The 17033-nt window shown below is 58.9% G+C and carries 19 protein-coding genes and 1 pseudogene; 10 read left to right on the top strand and 10 right to left on the bottom strand.

Features of this window, described 5'->3' with window-relative positions; genetic code table 11:
• Positions 1 to 195: 195 nt before the first annotated feature.
• From AC0L2H_RS31120 to AC0L2H_RS31105, 4 genes are all read left to right on the top strand, one after another.
• Positions 196 to 417 (top strand): hypothetical protein, encoded by a 222-nt coding sequence (locus AC0L2H_RS31120; RefSeq protein WP_473593543.1) that lies wholly within the window; start codon positions 196 to 198, stop codon positions 415 to 417.
• Positions 418 to 782: 365 nt separating this feature from the next.
• Positions 783 to 2006 (top strand): hypothetical protein, encoded by a 1224-nt coding sequence (locus tag AC0L2H_RS31115; protein ID WP_473593542.1) that lies wholly within the window; start codon positions 783 to 785, stop codon positions 2004 to 2006.
• Positions 2007 to 2023: 17 nt separating this feature from the next.
• Entirely contained in the window at positions 2024 to 3295 is a 1272-nt protein-coding gene (locus tag AC0L2H_RS31110; RefSeq protein ID WP_473593541.1) for a collagen-like triple helix repeat-containing protein, read from the top strand.
• Between the two features lie 17 nt (positions 3296 to 3312).
• Positions 3313 to 4917: a hypothetical protein gene (locus tag AC0L2H_RS31105; RefSeq protein WP_473593540.1), complete on the top strand. Its 1605-nt coding sequence runs from the start codon at positions 3313 to 3315 to the stop codon at positions 4915 to 4917.
• Between the two features lie 28 nt (positions 4918 to 4945).
• On the opposite strand, the gene AC0L2H_RS31100 is transcribed toward AC0L2H_RS31105, so the two are convergent.
• Positions 4946 to 5311 (bottom strand): hypothetical protein, encoded by a 366-nt coding sequence (locus AC0L2H_RS31100; RefSeq protein WP_473593539.1) that lies wholly within the window; start codon positions 5309 to 5311, stop codon positions 4946 to 4948.
• 255 nt (positions 5312 to 5566) lie between these two features.
• Here AC0L2H_RS31100 and AC0L2H_RS31095 point away from each other — a divergent pair.
• Positions 5567 to 5840, top strand: a pseudogene (locus AC0L2H_RS31095) (tRNA dihydrouridine(20/20a) synthase DusA); the annotation flags it as partial.
• Between the two features lie 3 nt (positions 5841 to 5843).
• Here AC0L2H_RS31095 and AC0L2H_RS31090 read toward each other — a convergent pair.
• Entirely contained in the window at positions 5844 to 6548 is a 705-nt protein-coding gene (locus AC0L2H_RS31090; protein ID WP_473593538.1) for a TIGR02281 family clan AA aspartic protease, read from the bottom strand.
• 7 nt (positions 6549 to 6555) lie between these two features.
• Entirely contained in the window at positions 6556 to 6789 is a 234-nt protein-coding gene (locus AC0L2H_RS31085; RefSeq protein ID WP_473593537.1) for a DUF1289 domain-containing protein, read from the bottom strand.
• A gap of 183 nt (positions 6790 to 6972) precedes the next feature.
• On the opposite strand from AC0L2H_RS31085, the gene AC0L2H_RS31080 reads away from it, so the two are divergent.
• Entirely contained in the window at positions 6973 to 7971 is a 999-nt protein-coding gene (locus AC0L2H_RS31080; protein ID WP_473593546.1) for a nicotinate-nucleotide--dimethylbenzimidazole phosphoribosyltransferase, read from the top strand.
• A 106-nt stretch (positions 7972 to 8077) separates the two neighbouring features.
• On the opposite strand, the gene AC0L2H_RS31075 is transcribed toward AC0L2H_RS31080, so the two are convergent.
• On the bottom strand, positions 8078 to 9598 hold the full coding sequence (locus AC0L2H_RS31075; RefSeq protein ID WP_473593536.1) for a sensor histidine kinase: 1521 nt from the start codon (positions 9596 to 9598) through the stop codon (positions 8078 to 8080).
• A 75-nt stretch (positions 9599 to 9673) separates the two neighbouring features.
• On the opposite strand from AC0L2H_RS31075, the gene AC0L2H_RS31070 reads away from it, so the two are divergent.
• The 4 genes from AC0L2H_RS31070 (at position 9674) to AC0L2H_RS31055 (ending at position 12270) form a co-directional block, all read left to right on the top strand.
• Entirely contained in the window at positions 9674 to 10297 is a 624-nt protein-coding gene (locus AC0L2H_RS31070; RefSeq protein ID WP_473593535.1) for a thermonuclease family protein, read from the top strand.
• A gap of 47 nt (positions 10298 to 10344) precedes the next feature.
• Positions 10345 to 10956, top strand: coding sequence for a glutathione S-transferase (locus tag AC0L2H_RS31065; protein ID WP_473593534.1), 612 nt, complete (start codon positions 10345 to 10347; stop codon positions 10954 to 10956).
• Positions 10896 to 11588 carry a uracil-DNA glycosylase family protein gene (locus AC0L2H_RS31060; RefSeq protein WP_473593545.1) on the top strand — a complete coding sequence of 231 codons (693 nt, stop codon included), beginning with the start codon at positions 10896 to 10898 and terminating at the stop codon, positions 11586 to 11588. The genes AC0L2H_RS31065 and AC0L2H_RS31060 overlap by 61 nt, the downstream gene beginning before the upstream one ends.
• 190 nt (positions 11589 to 11778) lie before the next feature.
• On the top strand, positions 11779 to 12270 hold the full coding sequence (locus AC0L2H_RS31055) for an Lrp/AsnC family transcriptional regulator (protein ID WP_006333679.1): 492 nt from the start codon (positions 11779 to 11781) through the stop codon (positions 12268 to 12270).
• Between the two features lie 11 nt (positions 12271 to 12281).
• Here AC0L2H_RS31055 and AC0L2H_RS31050 read toward each other — a convergent pair whose 3' ends face one another.
• From AC0L2H_RS31050 to AC0L2H_RS31025, 6 genes are all read right to left on the bottom strand, one after another.
• Positions 12282 to 12854, bottom strand: a complete 573-nt coding sequence (locus AC0L2H_RS31050; RefSeq protein WP_473593533.1) for a DUF3299 domain-containing protein — start codon at positions 12852 to 12854, stop codon at positions 12282 to 12284.
• An 84-nt stretch (positions 12855 to 12938) separates the two neighbouring features.
• On the bottom strand, positions 12939 to 13652 hold the full coding sequence (locus tag AC0L2H_RS31045; protein WP_473593532.1) for a DNA alkylation repair protein: 714 nt from the start codon (positions 13650 to 13652) through the stop codon (positions 12939 to 12941).
• A gap of 7 nt (positions 13653 to 13659) precedes the next feature.
• Entirely contained in the window at positions 13660 to 14529 is an 870-nt protein-coding gene (locus tag AC0L2H_RS31040) for an NAD(P)-dependent oxidoreductase (RefSeq protein ID WP_473593531.1), read from the bottom strand.
• 95 nt (positions 14530 to 14624) lie between these two features.
• On the bottom strand, positions 14625 to 15446 hold the full coding sequence (locus AC0L2H_RS31035; RefSeq protein ID WP_473593530.1) for an ABC transporter permease: 822 nt from the start codon (positions 15444 to 15446) through the stop codon (positions 14625 to 14627).
• The gene (locus AC0L2H_RS31030; RefSeq protein WP_473593529.1) at positions 15443 to 16162 is read right to left on the bottom strand and encodes an ABC transporter permease; all 720 of its coding nucleotides are present in this window, start codon (positions 16160 to 16162) and stop codon (positions 15443 to 15445) included. The genes AC0L2H_RS31035 and AC0L2H_RS31030 overlap by 4 nt, the downstream gene beginning before the upstream one ends.
• A gap of 79 nt (positions 16163 to 16241) precedes the next feature.
• Positions 16242 to 17027 carry an ABC transporter substrate-binding protein gene (locus tag AC0L2H_RS31025; RefSeq protein WP_473593528.1) on the bottom strand — a complete coding sequence of 262 codons (786 nt, stop codon included), beginning with the start codon at positions 17025 to 17027 and terminating at the stop codon, positions 16242 to 16244.
• Positions 17028 to 17033: the final 6 nt, after the last annotated feature.

Here is a 17033-nt window from a genome sequence, read left to right as displayed (position 1 = left end):
GTGACGATGCAGAGTGGGATCATGACTCCGATAGAGGGGGTCATGGCAGACCGGGTGGTGACGGTCGGCACGGGGCTGATGGGTCTAGTGGTGCTCATGGCCTTGCAGGGGAGAATGGGATTGGAATTGATCTCGATGTAATTAACGGTAACGGTCTCACCGGCTTAATAATCATCGCAACAGGCGGGGATGGGGGTGACGGAGGAAGTGGTGGAAAGGGTGGTGACGGAGGCAATGGTGGAAACGGAGGATCCGGCGGAAACGGCGGCCAAGCGGGATGGGGTCACACAGCAAGTCGAGGCGGAGAAGGAGGCCCAGGTGGCGATGGAGGCAATGGCGGGAAGGGAGGAGATGGGGGTGACGGGGGGAATGGAGGTACCGGCGGCGACATTAATATCCGCTTTCAAGCTGCTCTAGACGAAATCGCGAGCGAAGCGCTCAACGAGCCAGCTAAGTACTGTCTGGATGTGGGCGGAGGATTGGGTGGACACGGTGGTATTGGAGGCGTTGGCGGTGTGGGAGGCACTGCTGGAAGTCCCGGCATGGGGGGGCAAGGTGGAAACGGCGATATTTTCAACGGCGGCGCAAACAGCGGTTTGGGTGGAGCCCCCGGCTCCAACGGGACAACGGGCGGTCCTGGCAAACCTGGCCAACCTGGTGACCCTGGTGCGCCAGGCAGGCTGGGACAGCTTGTCAAGCGAAAAGTTGCCCCAAATACGATACCTAAAGTGATATTTCAACAACTACAGTTCTAGGCCGACACTAAGCTGAGAGGATCGACAATGTATCTTCGCTATAGCAGCCAAATCCTGGGTGTTGCAGTTCTGTCAACTTTATGGGGGCATGCGTACTCACAAGAAATTGGTGATAAGTATAATGTGCTTACACTTGCACCAAGGATAGGCAACCCCATACGCGTTCCCGGCGAGCCGAATATTGTTCAATGCAAGCAGTTGATCATTGAAGGTGACATAGAGATTATAGCGAAAGAGTCCTCGCTCACTCACGGATCAGATCCTGGGAAGATTGTGATAGCTTGCGATAAGATTGTTTTTAAGGATGGTGCGAAGATTAACACTTGGTCACATCTTACGCTGCGCGCGCACGATTTGTCTGGAAGCATTTCCATTGAGGGTCTTAGAAAGAGATCCGGGCAGGTTGGGATCGGAAACGATGTTGTAGCTGCCGCCGGTTCATCCGGGCCCAACGGATCAAGTGGTGGCAACGGCCGTGATGCGGACGTCATTGGAGCGGACGCGGACAGAGGTGGTGATGGACAGGCGGGCAAACCAGGAACCGACGGTGCCGCCGGTGTGGATGGAGGGAATGGAACTCCTGGAGAAAGCAATGTGACAATTGCTGTATTAAGCGACCGAATTGATCAGCAGAGTACCTTTAACATCACAACCGATGGTGGACGTGGCGGAACCGGTGGGCATGGCCAAGCCGGAGGACCGGGAGGGTCCGGCGGAGTAGGTGGCAATGGAGGCGAAGGCGGTGATGGTAGCTGCACGCATAGCCCCAGCCGTGGCGGTGATGCTGGCAACGGCGGTGACGGTGGCCACGGTGGAAATGGAGGTATTGGTGGAAATGGCGGAGCGGGTGGCAACGGAGGAAATATCTATATCGCTAAGAACAACAACGATCCTTCTCTTTTTAAGTTGAATGAGGTGCCATCTTTGCGAGCCCAAGGCGGGAAAGGCGGAATCGCAGGGCAAGGCGGACCTGCGGGCAGCGGTGGTCCAGGCGGTGCAGCAGGAGTACCCGGCCATGGTGGAAAGCCAGCTAGCGAACTGGAGCAAGCGGCTTGTTTCAAGGGAAATTCACCTGGTCAAAAAGGCCGCAATGCTCTCGCCGGAAAGCCCGGCAACCCCGGAATTCCTGGTAGAAACGGAGTGCCTGGCCCAGACGGTAAGGACGGGGAGATACGCGCTGCGGTCGTCACAGAGACCAAACTGCCTGATCTAATTACGGACCCACTTCTGGGAACGTCCCCATCTAACTAAACGATGAGGCGAACGTCATGCAAGTCGAGGAGGACACGCGCTTAGCGAAGCCCTCAATGTATCTTCGCTATAGCAGCCAAATCCTGGGTGTTGCAGTTCTGTCAACTTTATGGGGGCATGCGTACTCACAAGAAATTGGTGATAAGTATAATGTGCTTACACTTGCACCAAGGATAGGCAACCCCATACGCGTTCCCGGCGAGCCGAATATTGTTCAATGCAAGCAGTTGATCATTGAAGGTGACATAGAGATTATAGCGAAAGAGTCCTCGCTCACTCACGGATCAGATCCTGGGAAGATTGTGATAGCTTGCGATAAGATTGTTTTTAAGGATGGTGCGAAGATTAACACTTGGTCACATCTTACGCTGCGCGCGCACGATTTGTCTGGAAGCATTTCCATTGAGGGTCTTAGAAAGAGATCCGGGCAGGTTGGGATCGGAAACGATGTTGTAGCTGCCGCCGGTTCATCCGGGCCCAACGGATCAAGTGGTGGCAACGGCCGTGATGCGGACGTCATTGGAGCGGACGCGGACAGAGGTGGTGATGGACAGGCGGGCAAACCAGGAACCGACGGTGCCGCCGGTGTGGATGGAGGGAATGGAACTCCTGGAGAAAGCAATGTGACAATTGCTGTATTAAGCGACCGAATTGATCAGCAGAGTACCTTTAACATCACAACCGATGGTGGACGTGGCGGAACCGGTGGGCATGGCCAAGCCGGAGGACCGGGAGGGTCCGGCGGAGTAGGTGGCAATGGAGGCGAAGGCGGTGATGGTAGCTGCACGCATAGCCCCAGCCGTGGCGGTGATGCTGGCAACGGCGGTGACGGTGGCCACGGTGGAAATGGAGGTATTGGTGGAAATGGCGGAGCGGGTGGCAACGGAGGAAATATCTATATCGCTAAGAACAACAACGATCCTTCTCTTTTTAAGTTGAATGAGGTGCCATCTTTGCGAGCCCAAGGCGGGAAAGGCGGAATCGCAGGGCAAGGCGGACCTGCGGGCAGCGGTGGTCCAGGCGGTGCAGCAGGAGTACCCGGCCATGGTGGAAAGCCAGCTAGCGAACTGGAGCAAGCGGCTTGTTTCAAGGGAAATTCACCTGGTCAAAAAGGCCGCAATGCTCTCGCCGGAAAGCCCGGCAACCCCGGAATTCCTGGTAGAAACGGAGTGCCTGGCCCAGACGGTAAGGACGGGGAGATACGCGCTGCGGGCGCTGCGGTCGCAAGCGAGACCAAACTTCCTGATCTAATTACGGACCCACTTCTGGGAACATATCAATCCAACTAAATGATGAGGCGAACGTCATGCGTGTTATTGGTTTTGCGACTCTATTTTCTGCATTCATGACGGTAATGCCAGCGGCTCACGCCGAAAACCCGCGGCTAGACTCAAGATTTTCTGATCTGAAGCTTCCATTGGGAGCAGGTTACGACGCGGTCGCTGGAGAGGCCCGCATACCGAACTGCATAACGGTAAAAAGCGAAAGCTCAACTTGCCCAAACGAGATTTGTGGAAAACTCCAGGATATCAAGGTTCGATCGGAATTCGCCACGGGGTTCAAAGAAGTGCATGAGGTACTAGACTACGATATATCCATGGATACATCCTTCGCGGCCAAATTTGAGGTATTTGGCGGAGAAGGTTCCTCGCATATGAGTTTTGCCAAGTCAACCGACAAATTTTCATCAAAGCTTAGTACGAAATATGTTGTGTCGGCCGAGAAGCTTTTTAGTTCTGTATACATGAATGAATTTGAATTAAAGCCGGCATTTTTGCAGATGCTGAAAGAAAAAAGATACGCTGACTTTCGCAATTCCTGCGGGACGCATTTCGTCGCGGCTTTTAGTCGGGAAGGATCAGGTACTTTGTTGTTTTCAGCGGACTTTATCGACAAAGTAACGAAAGATCTTTTCGAATCGCATTTCATGAGTGAATTCGAGGGAAAATTTTTCGACGCTATCAAGGCCGAAAATAAGATCTCCGCGAATCTTAAGTTCTCCAAGACTATTGTCGAAAAAGCGGGAGATGTGACTTTCGTGTTTCGGGGACGAGGTGGAGACGACAGCACCTCAAAAATCATAACTGCTGGTGGATTTGCCCGCGAGCTCGGTCCGATTGTAGATGAGTTTCAAGCATACGTTAACACCGTGACTGCCGAACGATCCGCAGTTGGTCATCACTATATGACATCTTTTCGTTATTTTGACCCGAATATCCCTCCAGAGTTTGCAGATGACAATCAAGTTGCCTTCCTGCGTCAGATAATTTTTATGCGCATGGATATTGAAGATGCCATCGATAAGATCGACGAAAATATCAAACAGATCTCGGAGGGAGCTGCGCTCGACGTAGACTTTGAGGCAAACTTAAAGAGCTTGCGCCGCGATCTTTCGACACAAAATCTCAGATTGTCAGAAATGGCGAAAGCATGCATCAGCGACAGCAAACAGTGCGCGGTTGCTGAAATTCCGCAGGAAATTGATGTTGATCGGACATTCTTTCTAGGCGATCTGATAGTAGAGGGAACAATATCGCCGTCATGTCAATATAAGGATGGGTATCTAAGTAATGTTACAATCGGCTTAAACGGCAGAATGCCATTCAAAGATATCGTCTATGACATCAAGATAGACTGGGTTTCGCTTAAAGGATCAGCGGGGACAACATCGTTTCTAGCAAACCAACATCTAACTTTTGGGGAAAATGGGAAGTTTGCTATGACTTTGGACTCTGTACCTGCCCTAGCTGACGAGGGTGGCCTGAACGAGGGTGACGCTGCCGATGCACTACTCGAGAGTCTGCGATCTCGTTACTACATATTAAAACTGTCGTCTCAAGCATTGCCGATCCCAAGGACATATATCATGAGGTCCGGCGTCGGGAATGTTAACTGCCCTGCGCGGAAGTAAACGCCTGTTCCATTTGCTCGCTGAACCGCTACTGTTCCGCCTTCCAGAGGCCATACATATAAAGTGCTTCTTCGGCTGCCGAAATTTGGCGAAGGTGCTTACGGCCTTCGGCCGCGCCGACACCTTTGTAGGAGAAGCCGATCTTCGCGGTGGTCTCAACCCGCATCCATGGCCCGTCAGCAGGATTAACAAACGCGCTTTCGTCGCCGTCCTTCATTCGTGCAAGTGTCTTGTCTCTAGTGTCATTGTAGTCAGCTTGCGTCGTTGAATACGTCACCTCTTGGTCGAGAGCTGCGCCAGGAAGGTCGATTGATGCAACCACCGTTTCCTCACAGCGAAGTTGACTTCCAAACGAAAACATCAGGATGGCCGTGACGGCTAAGAGTTTGAGCATGGATTAAAGACCTATTTTGAAAGGCAGTTAGCCGAGTATTGTTCGGAGTGGGATGTTTGACAAGTGGGAGGAATGGTTATGGTAGCACCACTCGATCATGGTCCCCGACTTGCTTTATTGGGAATTTGCATACTTTTTTTGGTCAGCCGTTCTACGCGACTCTCAGAAAGCGACGTTTGTGCGTCGCTGTTTGTTTTAGAATGCGATAAACCTGCATCCGGTTGCAGCCGACTGCGCTTGCAATCGCACTTGGATGATGCCGCATTCTACGGCGGCAAATCCGAGCCGTTCGACTTTGCCGTGCTGATCGATGCCATGGCGGCTTACGCGGCGCATCACATCGAGCGGGGCGGCCGGCTTGGCCATGTCACCCGTCACATGGTCGGCCGTGTTCCACGGCCTGCCTAGCGCACGCCGCTATCGGCAGATCCTTTCCACCGACGCGACACGGCCCGGCGCTGGGCCGGACGTGCTGAAAACCGCCTTCGCCGCGGTTGATTTGGTCAGGGCAAGCGCGGAAGCCGCCTGAGGGTTAGTCGCGCAAAATCATGCGGTCGCCGCGCACATCGAAACCCGACAGCGAACCGATGAAATTCATGCCGAGCAGGCTCTGGCTGAGCATGCCGGGTGCGGCGATCATGACCGGCATGTCCTTGCGAACGATGCCGCCGATCGCCAACTCGTCGGTTCTCACGCCCGCCGCGCGCGCCATGCCGTTGGCGGTCGAGACCGGTATTGTAAAATTGAGCGTGGCTGGATTGAAGCCAGCCGCCTGCGCGTCTTGCGCTGTCAGCACGGTGCTGGTCGCGCCGGTGTCGACCACGGCCCGGACCGGCGCGCCATTGACCATGATGCGCGCTTCGAAATGGCCATTGCCGGCCTTGTCCAGGGTCACCGTGGCGTGGCCGTCTTCCACACCCAGCGCCAGCGGACTGCCGGGAACGAGTCCCGCGGTTACCCGGCTGGCGAAATCCTGCAATTCATAACGGTACTGGTAGCCGGCGATCAGCGCCAGCACGATGACGCCCCAGGTGCCGAGGCTGCGCGCCATGGTGCCCAGGGGTCTGCCGGATCTGAGCAGGCCGGCGCCGATGAGCGCGACCAATGCGCCAAGCCAGATCAGCCGGCCGAAATCGTTGTTCTCGACGCCGAACGTGCTGCCGGCGGAATCGTTGAAGATGAGCAGGGCCACGCCCACCCCGATCACGATCATCAAGGTCCAGAAAAGTCGGTTCATGGGTGGTTCACGATAGGGCGCCGCGTTCACGAGAGAGGCGGGTGCGGCGCGTTTCCCGACGCGGCCTGCGTTCGACCGTTTCCAGCCGGGCCGGCAGCTCGGCCATCACATTTCGGCGTGTTTCCGGCGTCATGTCGATCCAGGCGCCGATTTCTTCGCGCGTGCGACCGCACCCGAAGCAGAAGCCGGTTTTCATATCGATCGAGCAGATCAGGATGCACGGAGATTCTATGGCCGTCATGATGTTCTCTTGGGATTCCCAAGGAATCCCTTGTCTTGCTTCCACATGGTGCAACGGCAAGGCCAATGCAAGCCCTCCGGAATGCGCCGCCGGCCAGCGCTATCGCGGCACCGGCAGGAGGTTGTGCCGGCCGTGCAACGCGGCTATGCCGCTCGTCAGACCTCAGGAATGATCCTCAACGCCATGACCAGCGCGCTGCCCTTCGACGATTTTCGCAACCTTCTGGCGGCCTTGCCGCCAGCCGATACGGCTGCCGAAACCAAAGTCCGCGCGCTGTTTGCCAAGGCCGACAAGCCCGGGAATTCGCTCGGCCGCATCGAGGACATCGCCGCCTGGCTCGCCGCCTGGAGCGGCCGGGCGCCGCCGGCGGTGACACGGCCGTTGATGGCGATCTTCGCCGGCAATCACGGCGTCACCCGCCACGGCATTTCGCCACGTCCCGTCGCGGCCACCGCGAACGCGGTCGAGCTTTGCGCGGCTGGCGGCGCTGCCGTCAACCAGATCTGCATCGCCAACGACCTCGGGCTGAAAGTGTTCGATCTTGCGCTGCACATTCCGACCGCCGACATCACCGAGGAGGCAGCGCTGGACGAGCGCGGCTGCGCCGCCACCATGGCCTTCGGCATGGAAGCGATCGCCGGCGGCACCGATCTGCTGTGCCTTGGCGATCTCGGCGTCGGCAATTCAACAGTCGCCGCCGCTCTGTTTGCGGCGCTGTTTGGCGGCAAGGGCGCCGACTGGGCCGGGCCTGGATCGGGCGCCGATGCGGCGATGCAGGTGCGCAAGGCGGAAGCGGTCGATGCCGCGATCGCTTTCCACGGCACAAGCCTCAGGGATCCGCTCGAAGCACTGCGCCGGGTCGGTGGCCGCGAGTTCGCGGCGATCGCAGGCGCCATCCTCGCCGCCCGCATGCAGAAGATCCCGGTGCTGATCGACGGCGTTGCGGCGACAGCGGCGGCCGCCGTGCTGCATGCCGCCAATCCGGCTGCGCTGGAACATTGTCTTCTTGCCGGCCTGTCGCCGGAGCCTGCCCATATAAGGGCTGCCGAGCGGCTCGGCCTTCGTCCGCTCCTCGATCTGAACATGAGCCACGGCGAGGGGGCAGGGGCGGCACTCGCCGCGGGCCTGGTCAAGGCGGCGGCGCTTACCAGTTCGGGCATGGCGGCGGCGGTTCGCGTTTAGAGCGCCGTGCGTCCATTTGGACGCACTAAGGACGCTCTAACACTTTAAATTTGCTGCATCGTGCTTACGGAAAATCGATCCGATTTGCCGGCCGATGCAGTAACCCTCAGCGCCGGCGCGCTGCAACCGCCTTGGTCGGCAGTGCCGGCAATTCCTCCATGACCCGGCTCAGCGGGAAGATGGCGATCGCCTCGGTGCCTTCGCGCAGTTTGGAATGGAGTTCGAATTCGCCGTCATGCATGGCGAGCAAGCCCTGCACGATCGGCAGGCCAAGCCCGGTGCCTTGTTCGGCGCTCTTGATGGCGATCGAGCCCTGGCCGAAAGCCGACAGCACAACCGGAATCTCATCCTCCGGAATGCCAGGGCCATTGTCCTTGACCGAGAGATACTGCCCGCCACCGGCGGTCCAGCCGACGCGCACGCGGATCTCGCCGCCTGTCGCGGTGAACTTGATGGCGTTGGACAAGAGGTTGAGGGTGATCTGCCGCACCGCGCGCTCGTCGGCAAACAGGCGCGGCAAGGCGCTTTCGAAATCCTGGACGATGCGGATATCCTTGTTGCGCGCCTTCAGCTCCATCATATGGCAGCAATCCTCGACGACGGAGAGCAGCATCATCGGTTCCTCATTGAGCTGATAGCGGCCAGCTTCGATGCGCGAAAGGTCGAGGATTTCGTTGATCAGGTCGAGCAGATGCTGGCCTGACTCATGGACGTCGCGAGCGTAGTCTCGGTAGGTGGGGTTGCTCATCGGTCCGAGCACCTCGTTCGACATCACCTCGGAAAAACCGAGAATGGCGTTGAGCGGCGTCCTGAGCTCATGGCTCATCGATGCCAGAAACCGCGACTTTGCCAGATTGGCGTCTTCCGCCCGCCGCCGCGCTTCGTCCGACATCGACTTCGCCGTCTCCACCTCGGCGACAAGCGCATCCTTTTCGGAGCGGAACGACAGAAGCATCAGGGACGCGCGATTAAGATGGCGCGCCACATAGGCGAAAAAGGGCAGCGAGACGATCAGCAATCCGGCCATGATCAGTTCAACCGGCGTCCCCAGCCTTGCACCGGCATAGGCATAAACCGCCACCGGAATGGCGAAGATCGCCAGCAGCGCACCGCGTAGCGACGAGGCCGTGAGCGCCGTTGCCGCCATGGCAAGCAGCAGCACGACCGCCTTGACCAGATGGAATTGGTCGATCTGGCAGGCGTCGCAGCCGAGCCAGGCGAACCAGGCCCATCCCAGACCGCAAAGGAAATGGCCGATCAGGAAATCCCTGCGCGTTTGCAGCGGGTTGACTTCGGCGGCTTCCGTGCGGTCGACGCGCCCGGCCATCAATGCAACGATGGCGTAGCAGATGAGCATGAAGAGTGCCCAGACGCCGATCCCCTTGCCCATTCCGGCAAACAGGCCCGTCGCGGCAACCGCCAGGACGAGAAGCGGAACGGCGATCGCGCTGCCGATCATCGAACGGGCGTGGAGTTTCAGAAGCTCGCGATCGAAATCAGGATTGCCCGCCTGCTGCGAAAGACGGTCGCGCGTCTTGCGGACCGCGCGCGCGACATCGCTGTTGCGATGGCGTTTCCTGCGGTCCACAATAAACTTGTCCGCTGTGTTCGAGCGTTGCAAGGGCATGGAAACTTCAATTTATGCGGGCAGCGGTTTCAAATTGTTAAGCTACGTTCGAATGATTAACCAACGGTTTGCCATATGAGCCGTTCGTGGTCGCGGCGGCCGCGCCGACGGTACGCTCCGCCGCGGCCGCCAAGCCTGTGGCGCAGGCTGGTGGACTACGGGCTGACCGTCATTGCCCTTGGTCTGTTGATCCTTCTGGCCGCACGCCTCGACCGGATCGAGACACGCAAGACGGAAGGGGCGGCGATCGTCAACGATGGCGATACGATCACGCTGGGCACCGAGCGCATCCGCATGCGCGGCATCGACGCGCCGGAATATTCGCAAATCTGCCGCAGGGACGGCGCCGACTATGCCTGCGGCAAGCTGGCGCGACAGTCGCTGGTGCGACTGATATCCGGCAAACCCGTCTCCTGCACCGGCTGGCAGCGCGACCGCTATGGAAGGCTGCTCGGTGAGTGCAAGGCCGGCGGCAAGGATCTCAATCGCGCCCAGGTCGAAGCCGGCTGGGCGATCGCCTATGGCGATTTCGAAACTGAGCAAGCTGCCGCGCGCAGCGGCAAGGCCGGCATCTGGGCCGGCACCTTCGACGAACCGCATGATTGGCGCGAGAGCCACGGTCACGAAATGGTCGAAAAAAAGCACGGCACCCTGGCTTCGATCGGCGATGCCTTGCGAGAAATTTTTCGCTTCAGGTGATGACAACCCTATAGTTGTCGCAACGAGCCAGAGACTGGGAGAATGGAATGAAGCTCTTCGACGGCGGCCGCGCCCCCAACCCACGCCGGGTTCGCGTTTTCCTCGCAGAGAAAGGGCTGGAGGTCCCTCTTGTGTCCGTCGACATGGGCGCGCTGGAGCACAGGCAGCAGCCGGTCAGCTCGCGCAACCCGCTGCAGCGTTTACCGGTGCTCGAACTCGACGACGGCACGATCATCACCGAATCCGTCGCCATCTGCCGCTATTTCGAGGAACTGCATCCGGAGCCGGTGCTGTTCGGGCGCGGCGCGCTTGGCAAGGCGAAGGTCGAGATGTGGCAAAGGCGCATGGAGTTCAACCTGTACGGCTGCGTCGCCGCCGCGTTCCGGCACATCCATCCGGCGATGAAGGAATGGGAGATCCCGCAAATCCCCGAATGGGGCGAGGCCAACAAGCCGAAAGCCCTCGAATTCCTGAAACTGCTCGACGGCGAGCTGGCGCAACGGGAATTTGTCGCCGGCGATGCCTATTCGATCGCCGACATCACTGGGCTGATCGCCATCGACTTCATGAAGCCGGCGCGCATCAGGGTGCCGGAAGACTGCGTCAACGTGGCGCGCTGGCACCAGGCGATCTCCAGCCGGCCGAGCGCCGCCGCCTGATAATGAAGCCGGGAATGAGCGAAGAACTCGACCGCTTCACCACGACGGTACGCGCCTGCCGCATCTGCGTTGAAAATCCGATCGGCCGGCCGTTGGCGCACGAGCCGCGCCCGGTGCTGAGACCCTCGTCGAACGCTCGCATCCTGATCGCCAGCCAGGCGCCGGGCACCAAGGTGCATATATCGGGCATGCCGTTCACCGACGCGTCCGGCGATCGGCTGCGGAACTGGCTGGGCGTCAGCAGCGAAGAGTTCTACGATACTTCAAAATTCGCCATCGTACCTATGGGCTTCTGCTTTCCGGGTCAGGATGCCAAGGGCGGCGACCTGCCGCCGCGCCGTGAATGTGCACCGGCATGGCGCGGGCCGCTGATGGCGCTGATGCCACGCATCGACCTCGTGCTGACGATCGGCATTTATGCGCAATCCTGGCATATGGGTGTTGCGCGCCGCCCGTCGCTGACGGAGACGGTGATGGACTGGCGGGCGATCTGGGATGCACCCGGCAACCCGAAAGTGCTGCCGCTGCCGCACCCCTCGTGGCGCAACACCGGCTGGCTGAAGCGCAACCCGTGGTTTGAAATGGATTTGCTGCCATTTCTGCGGTCGGAAATCCGCTATCGCCTCGGCTGAGGTGTCAGCAAGAAATCACTCGCTTTTGTGCCATTTGGCAGAATTTCTTTCTTGTGAAAGGCCAAAATAAGAGGGATTATAGCCAATCTATTCCCCAAAGCGTATCGCGTTGAAGGGAACATTTGACGCGTTTTGAATTCTTGTTTTGTGCACGTCGTTATCCCGGCGACAGGCACCAGGGGAGCACCCAATGGACCGCCTTGACAGAAAAATTCTCCGCCTCCTGCAGGAGGACGCGACGCTCGCGGTCGCCGATGTCGCCAAGAAAGTCGGGCTGTCGACGACGCCCTGCTGGCGACGCATCCAGAAGCTCGAGGAGGAAGGCGTCATCAAGCGGCGCGTCGCCATCCTCGACCACGAGAAGGTCAATGTGCGCGTCACCGTCTTCGTGTCGATACGCACCAATTCACACAGCCATGAATGGCTGCGGCGCTTCTCGGAGGTCATCCAGGAATTTCCTGAAGTGGTCGAGTTCTACCGTATGAGCGGCGACGTCGACTATCTCTTGCGCGTGGTAGTGCCCGACATTGCCGCCTATGACGCTTTCTACAAGCGGCTGATCGCCAAGATCGAGATCCGCGACGTGTCGTCGTCCTTCGCCATGGAGCAGATCAAGTACACGACCGAAATGCCGCTCGACTATATGGTGCTCGATAAGGAATCGGGCGCCAACGCTGCTTGAGGTTCGGTCGCTTAGTTCTTCTTTTTGTTGAGGAAACTCCACGGCGAATTCGCCGGCAGCGTGATCGTGTCCGGCACCTTGTCGACGCCCACCACCTCGGCCTTGCGCACCGTATAGCCCGACTGGATGACGCTGACGCCGTCGAGGATGAAAAGCTGGCTTTTCTCCATGCCTGGCTTCAAGGCGCCGGTCACGGAGACGGGCTGGTAGGCCTCCGACATCGTGTAGGGATGGGCAGGGGTGACCAGCACGATCTGATTGGGCGGCGGTGTCGGCATATGGCTGCAGGCGCCCGTCCAGGGTACCAGCAGGAACTGATAGACGAGGTCGCCGTCACGGTCGACCGGTAGCGCATAGCCTGCAAGCTGGACGGTCTTGTCCTGCAAATCGAGGGACAGCGTCTCGCCATGATCGGGCATTTTTGCCGCGATCATCGGCAGTCCGACGCTTTCGGCGGCCGCCTGCGTTACGGGGCGTAGATCCTTCCAGAATATGTGCAAGGCGTCGACGGAAGCGTTTGCCGACGCGATGGGCAGCAGCAACGCGGCTGTGAAGCCCATGGTTGATTTAAGGCGGATGCTCATGGCTGCTTCCCTTTGCAACAGAGTAAAGCCGCCGTTGCCGACAGCGTCAACGCCTTGGTCCAGCTCGACTCTCCCAAGAACAGATCACTTGCCCGGTTTTGTCTTCGCCGCCAGTCGATTGAGTGTCTTGGGATCGGTCAGTTCCCGCACCGCATCCTTGCCGATCCACCGCGCCGTCTTGTCGGTCGAGGCAGCCAGCCTTTGCGCCAAGGCAAAGGCCGGGCCATGCATGTCCATTGAGCGCTTGCCGATCGAACGAAGAGCCCAGTTCACGGCCTTCTTCACGAAATTGCGGCCGTCGGTGGCATGCGCTTCGATGATCGGCAGGAAGTCGAGGAAGGTTGCCGCTGGCTCTTTCTTCCGATGGACGACCGACCATGCCATCATGGCAAAAGCCGTGCGTCGAACGAATTCCCGTTCGTCGGCCGCGAACTCGTAGATCAGTTCCCTCCAGGAATCCGTATCGACAAAGAGATCGGAGACACCGTCGACGATATCCCACGAGTCGAAAGACGCCGCCCATCGTCTTGCATCGGCGGCAGAAAACCGCTTCGGGTCGGCGGTGACGGAAGCGATGAACTGCGCCTCCATGATACCTGTCTGCCATAACTCAAAGGCACGCGCATGATTGCGCTTGATCTTCTTGGCAATCTGCCGCTGCACGCCATGCGAGATGCCGAGCGCGCGTTCGATCTTGATGCCATAGCGCAGCATGCCAAGGCGATTCTCTTCCGAGCCGATCGAGCGCAGATGAGCGACTATTTCCTCGGTGCTGGATTGAGGAGAAAGGTCGGCCACCGCAAACCTATTTTTCCAGTCGCGCCAGCAACGAAGACGTATCCCAGCGCTTGCCGCCCATCGCCTGCACATCCTTGTAGAATTGGTCGACAAGTGCTGTCACCGGCAGCTTGGCGCCATTGCGGTCGGCCTCCGCCAGGCAGATGCCGAGATCCTTGCGCATCCAGTCGACCGCGAAGCCGAAATCGTACTTGCCGGCGTTCATCGTCTTGTGGCGGTTCTCCATCTGCCACGAGCCGGCAGCGCCCTTGGAGATCACCTCGATGACTTTTTCGATGTCGAGCCCGGCCTTCTTGCCGAAATGGATGCCCTCGGCCAATCCCTGGACAAGGCCGGCGATGCAGATCTGGTTGATCATCTTGGTGAGTTGGCCGGCACCTGCCGGTCCCATCAGCCCGACCATGCGGGCATAGGCGTCGATGACGGGCTGCGCCTTGTCGAAGGCTTCTTGTTCGCCGCCGACCATTACCGTCAGCACGCCGTTCTCGGCGCCTGCCTGGCCGCCGGAAACCGGTGCGTCGAGAAACGAAAACCCGCTCAACTGCGCCTTTTCCGCCAATTCGCGCGCGACTTCGGCCGACGCGGTGGTGTTGTCGACGAAGATGGCTCCCTTCTTCATCGACTGGAAAGCACCGCCACCGCCGATCGTCACCGAGCGCAGATCATCGTCGTTACCGACGCAGGAAAAGACGAAATCCTTGCCTTCGGCAGCCTCGGCCGGTGTCGCGGCAAGGCTGCCGCCATGCTGGCCTACCCATTGCTCGGCCTTTGCCCTGGTGCGGTTGTAGACGGTGACGTCGTGGCCACCCCTGTTCCTGAGATGCCCGGCCATCGGATATCCCATCACGCCAAGACCGAGAAATGCCACCGATGCCATAGGCTTACCTTCCACAGAACAGAATTCGCTGCGGAAGCTCTAGCGCATGGTCTCCAGAATCGGAATCGATTTTTGGACGGTTGCTCCTGATCGCGTCAACGTTTCAGATGAATGGTGATCCGGCGTTCGATCCACTCGACCCCGTGACGCAATATCTCGACCATCACCAGATAGACGATGGCGACCCAGATATAGGCCTGGATGTCGAAGGAATTGGCAAAGGCAAGCTTGGCCTGGCCCATCAGGTCGTAGACCGTGATGATGGCGACGATGGCGGAGGCCTTGATCATCAGGATGAGTTCGTTGCCATAGGGCCGCAAGGCGACGATCCGTGCCTGCGGCAGGATGATCTTGCGCAGCGTCTGCAATTTGTGCAGGCCGAGCGAGGCGGCACCCTCCCACTGGCCTCTCGGAACGCTCTCGATGGCGCCGCGCAGGATTTCCGCCTGGTAAGCGGCCGTGTTGAGCGCAAAGGCGAAGACGCCACAGTAGAACGCTTCGCGGAAGAACCACCACAGCCCAATCGTTTGGAGCTCTGGCCTGAACGACCCTAACCCGTAGTAGACCAGAAAGGTCTGGACCAGCAGCGGCGTGCCCCGGAAGAAGTAGACATAACAATAGGCCAGGCCGGAAAGAACAGGGTTCTTCGACATGCGGCCATAGGCGACCGGCACCGACAGGATGGCGCCAAGCACCATCGAAATGGCGACCAGCGATAGAGTGACTCCCAACCCGTTCAGATAGGCCGGGGCATATTTAGCGAAAAATTCGGCGTTCCAGGCAAAGACCAGATAGGCAACGATGCCCAGGCCGAAAGCGATCCACAGGCCAACGAGCGCATAGCCGATGATGCGGCTGCGCGGCCAGCCTCGCGCCTGCGGCGGCGGCCGTTCGACGATTGCGGCTGTGACGCTCATCGTTGCGCCTCCCGCTTTCCCAGCGAGCGCAAAATGGCATTGGTGGCGAATGACGAGAGGACGGCCAGCACAAGAAAGACCAGCGCCGCCACGCTGTAGAACAGAAACGAATGTTTGGTGACGCGGGCAGCCACACCGGCGTTGCGCAACGTTTCGGCAAGGCCGACGATCGACACGAGCGATGTGTCCTTGAGCAAAGCGAGCCAGCAGTTTTCGAGGCCGGGAAAGGCGATGCGAAGCAACTGCGGCAGGATCACCATGCGCATCGTTTGCCAGCTCGAAAGGCCAAGCGCGTAGCTGCCCTCATACTGGCCCTTTGGTATCGCGCGGAAAGCAGAAAGAAAAACCTCGCTGGCATAGGACGAGAAGATCAGGGCAAGCACGATCATGCCAGCGACGAAGCCGTTGACGTCGATGGTCGCTTCGGGCCGGAAATATCTGATGAGATGCTGCAGCAGAATCGGCATGCCGAAAAAGAACAGGAAAAGCGTCACCAGTTCCGGCAAGCCGCGGAAGATTGTCGTATAGACGTTGGCGGCGAGGCGTAACGAAGGTTCTTCTGATTGCTTGCCCAGCGCTATGAAGAAACCGATCGTCAGGCCGATGGGCAGCGTGGCCAGCGCAAGCGCGACGGTGACCATCGCACCAGAAGCAATATCGTCAAGCCAGCCATCCGGTCCCCAACTGAGAAGCGTCCATATGCTCTGGCTCGGCATGGATCGGTCTTACTCTCCGTGACGGTTCCCAAGACGAGGATGAACGACGGCGGGACACCCCGCCGTCGTGACCGTGTTGTCAGGATTCGCCGCCGTAGACGTCGAACTTGAAGTACTTGTCGTTGATTTCCTTGTATTTTCCATTGGCGCGGATGGCGTCGATGGCGGCATTGAACTGGTTGACCAGGTCGGTCTCTCCCTTGCGCACGGCGATACCGGCGCCCGGGCCGAAGATTTCGACCGGCTGCGGGTTCGGGGTGCCGAGAATCTTGCAGCAGGCGCCGTCCGGCGTGTCGAGCCACTGGCTCAGCACGACGATGTCGTCTTCGGCGGCATCGAGACGGCCATTGGCGAGATCGAGCTGGTATTCCTGCGCGGTCGGATAGGGTTTGACCGTGCTGTCGGTATAGGTCTTGGTCGAATAGTTGAAATGCGTGGTCGAAGCCTGCGCGCCGATCGTCTTGCCGGCCAGGTCTTCCTTGGTCACGCCCTTGACGTCGCTGTCCTTGGGCCCGGCGAGCGCCGAGGGGGAGTTGTAGTATTTGTGGGTGAAGTCGACCTTCTCGGCTCGTTCCGGCGTGATTGACATCGAAGCGACGATGGCGTCGAACTTGCCGGCCTGGAGCGCCGGGATGATGCCATCCCAATCCTGGGCGACGAAGGTACATTTCACCTTCATCTCGTCGCAAAGCGCCTTGGCGATGTCGATGTCGAAGCCTACGAGCTGACCGTCGGCGGTAAGATTGTTGAACGGGGGGTAGGCGCCTTCAGTGCCGATTCTCAAGGTTTTTTCCTGAGCCTGGGCAGCGCCAAGCGTCAGCAGCGCCGCCGATGCGGCGAGCGCTATACGCAGTGCAATACGCATGATAGT

It is taken from the genome of Mesorhizobium sp. WSM4871 (assembly GCF_055811295.1).
This window is presented reverse-complemented; position numbering and strand designations above follow the sequence as displayed.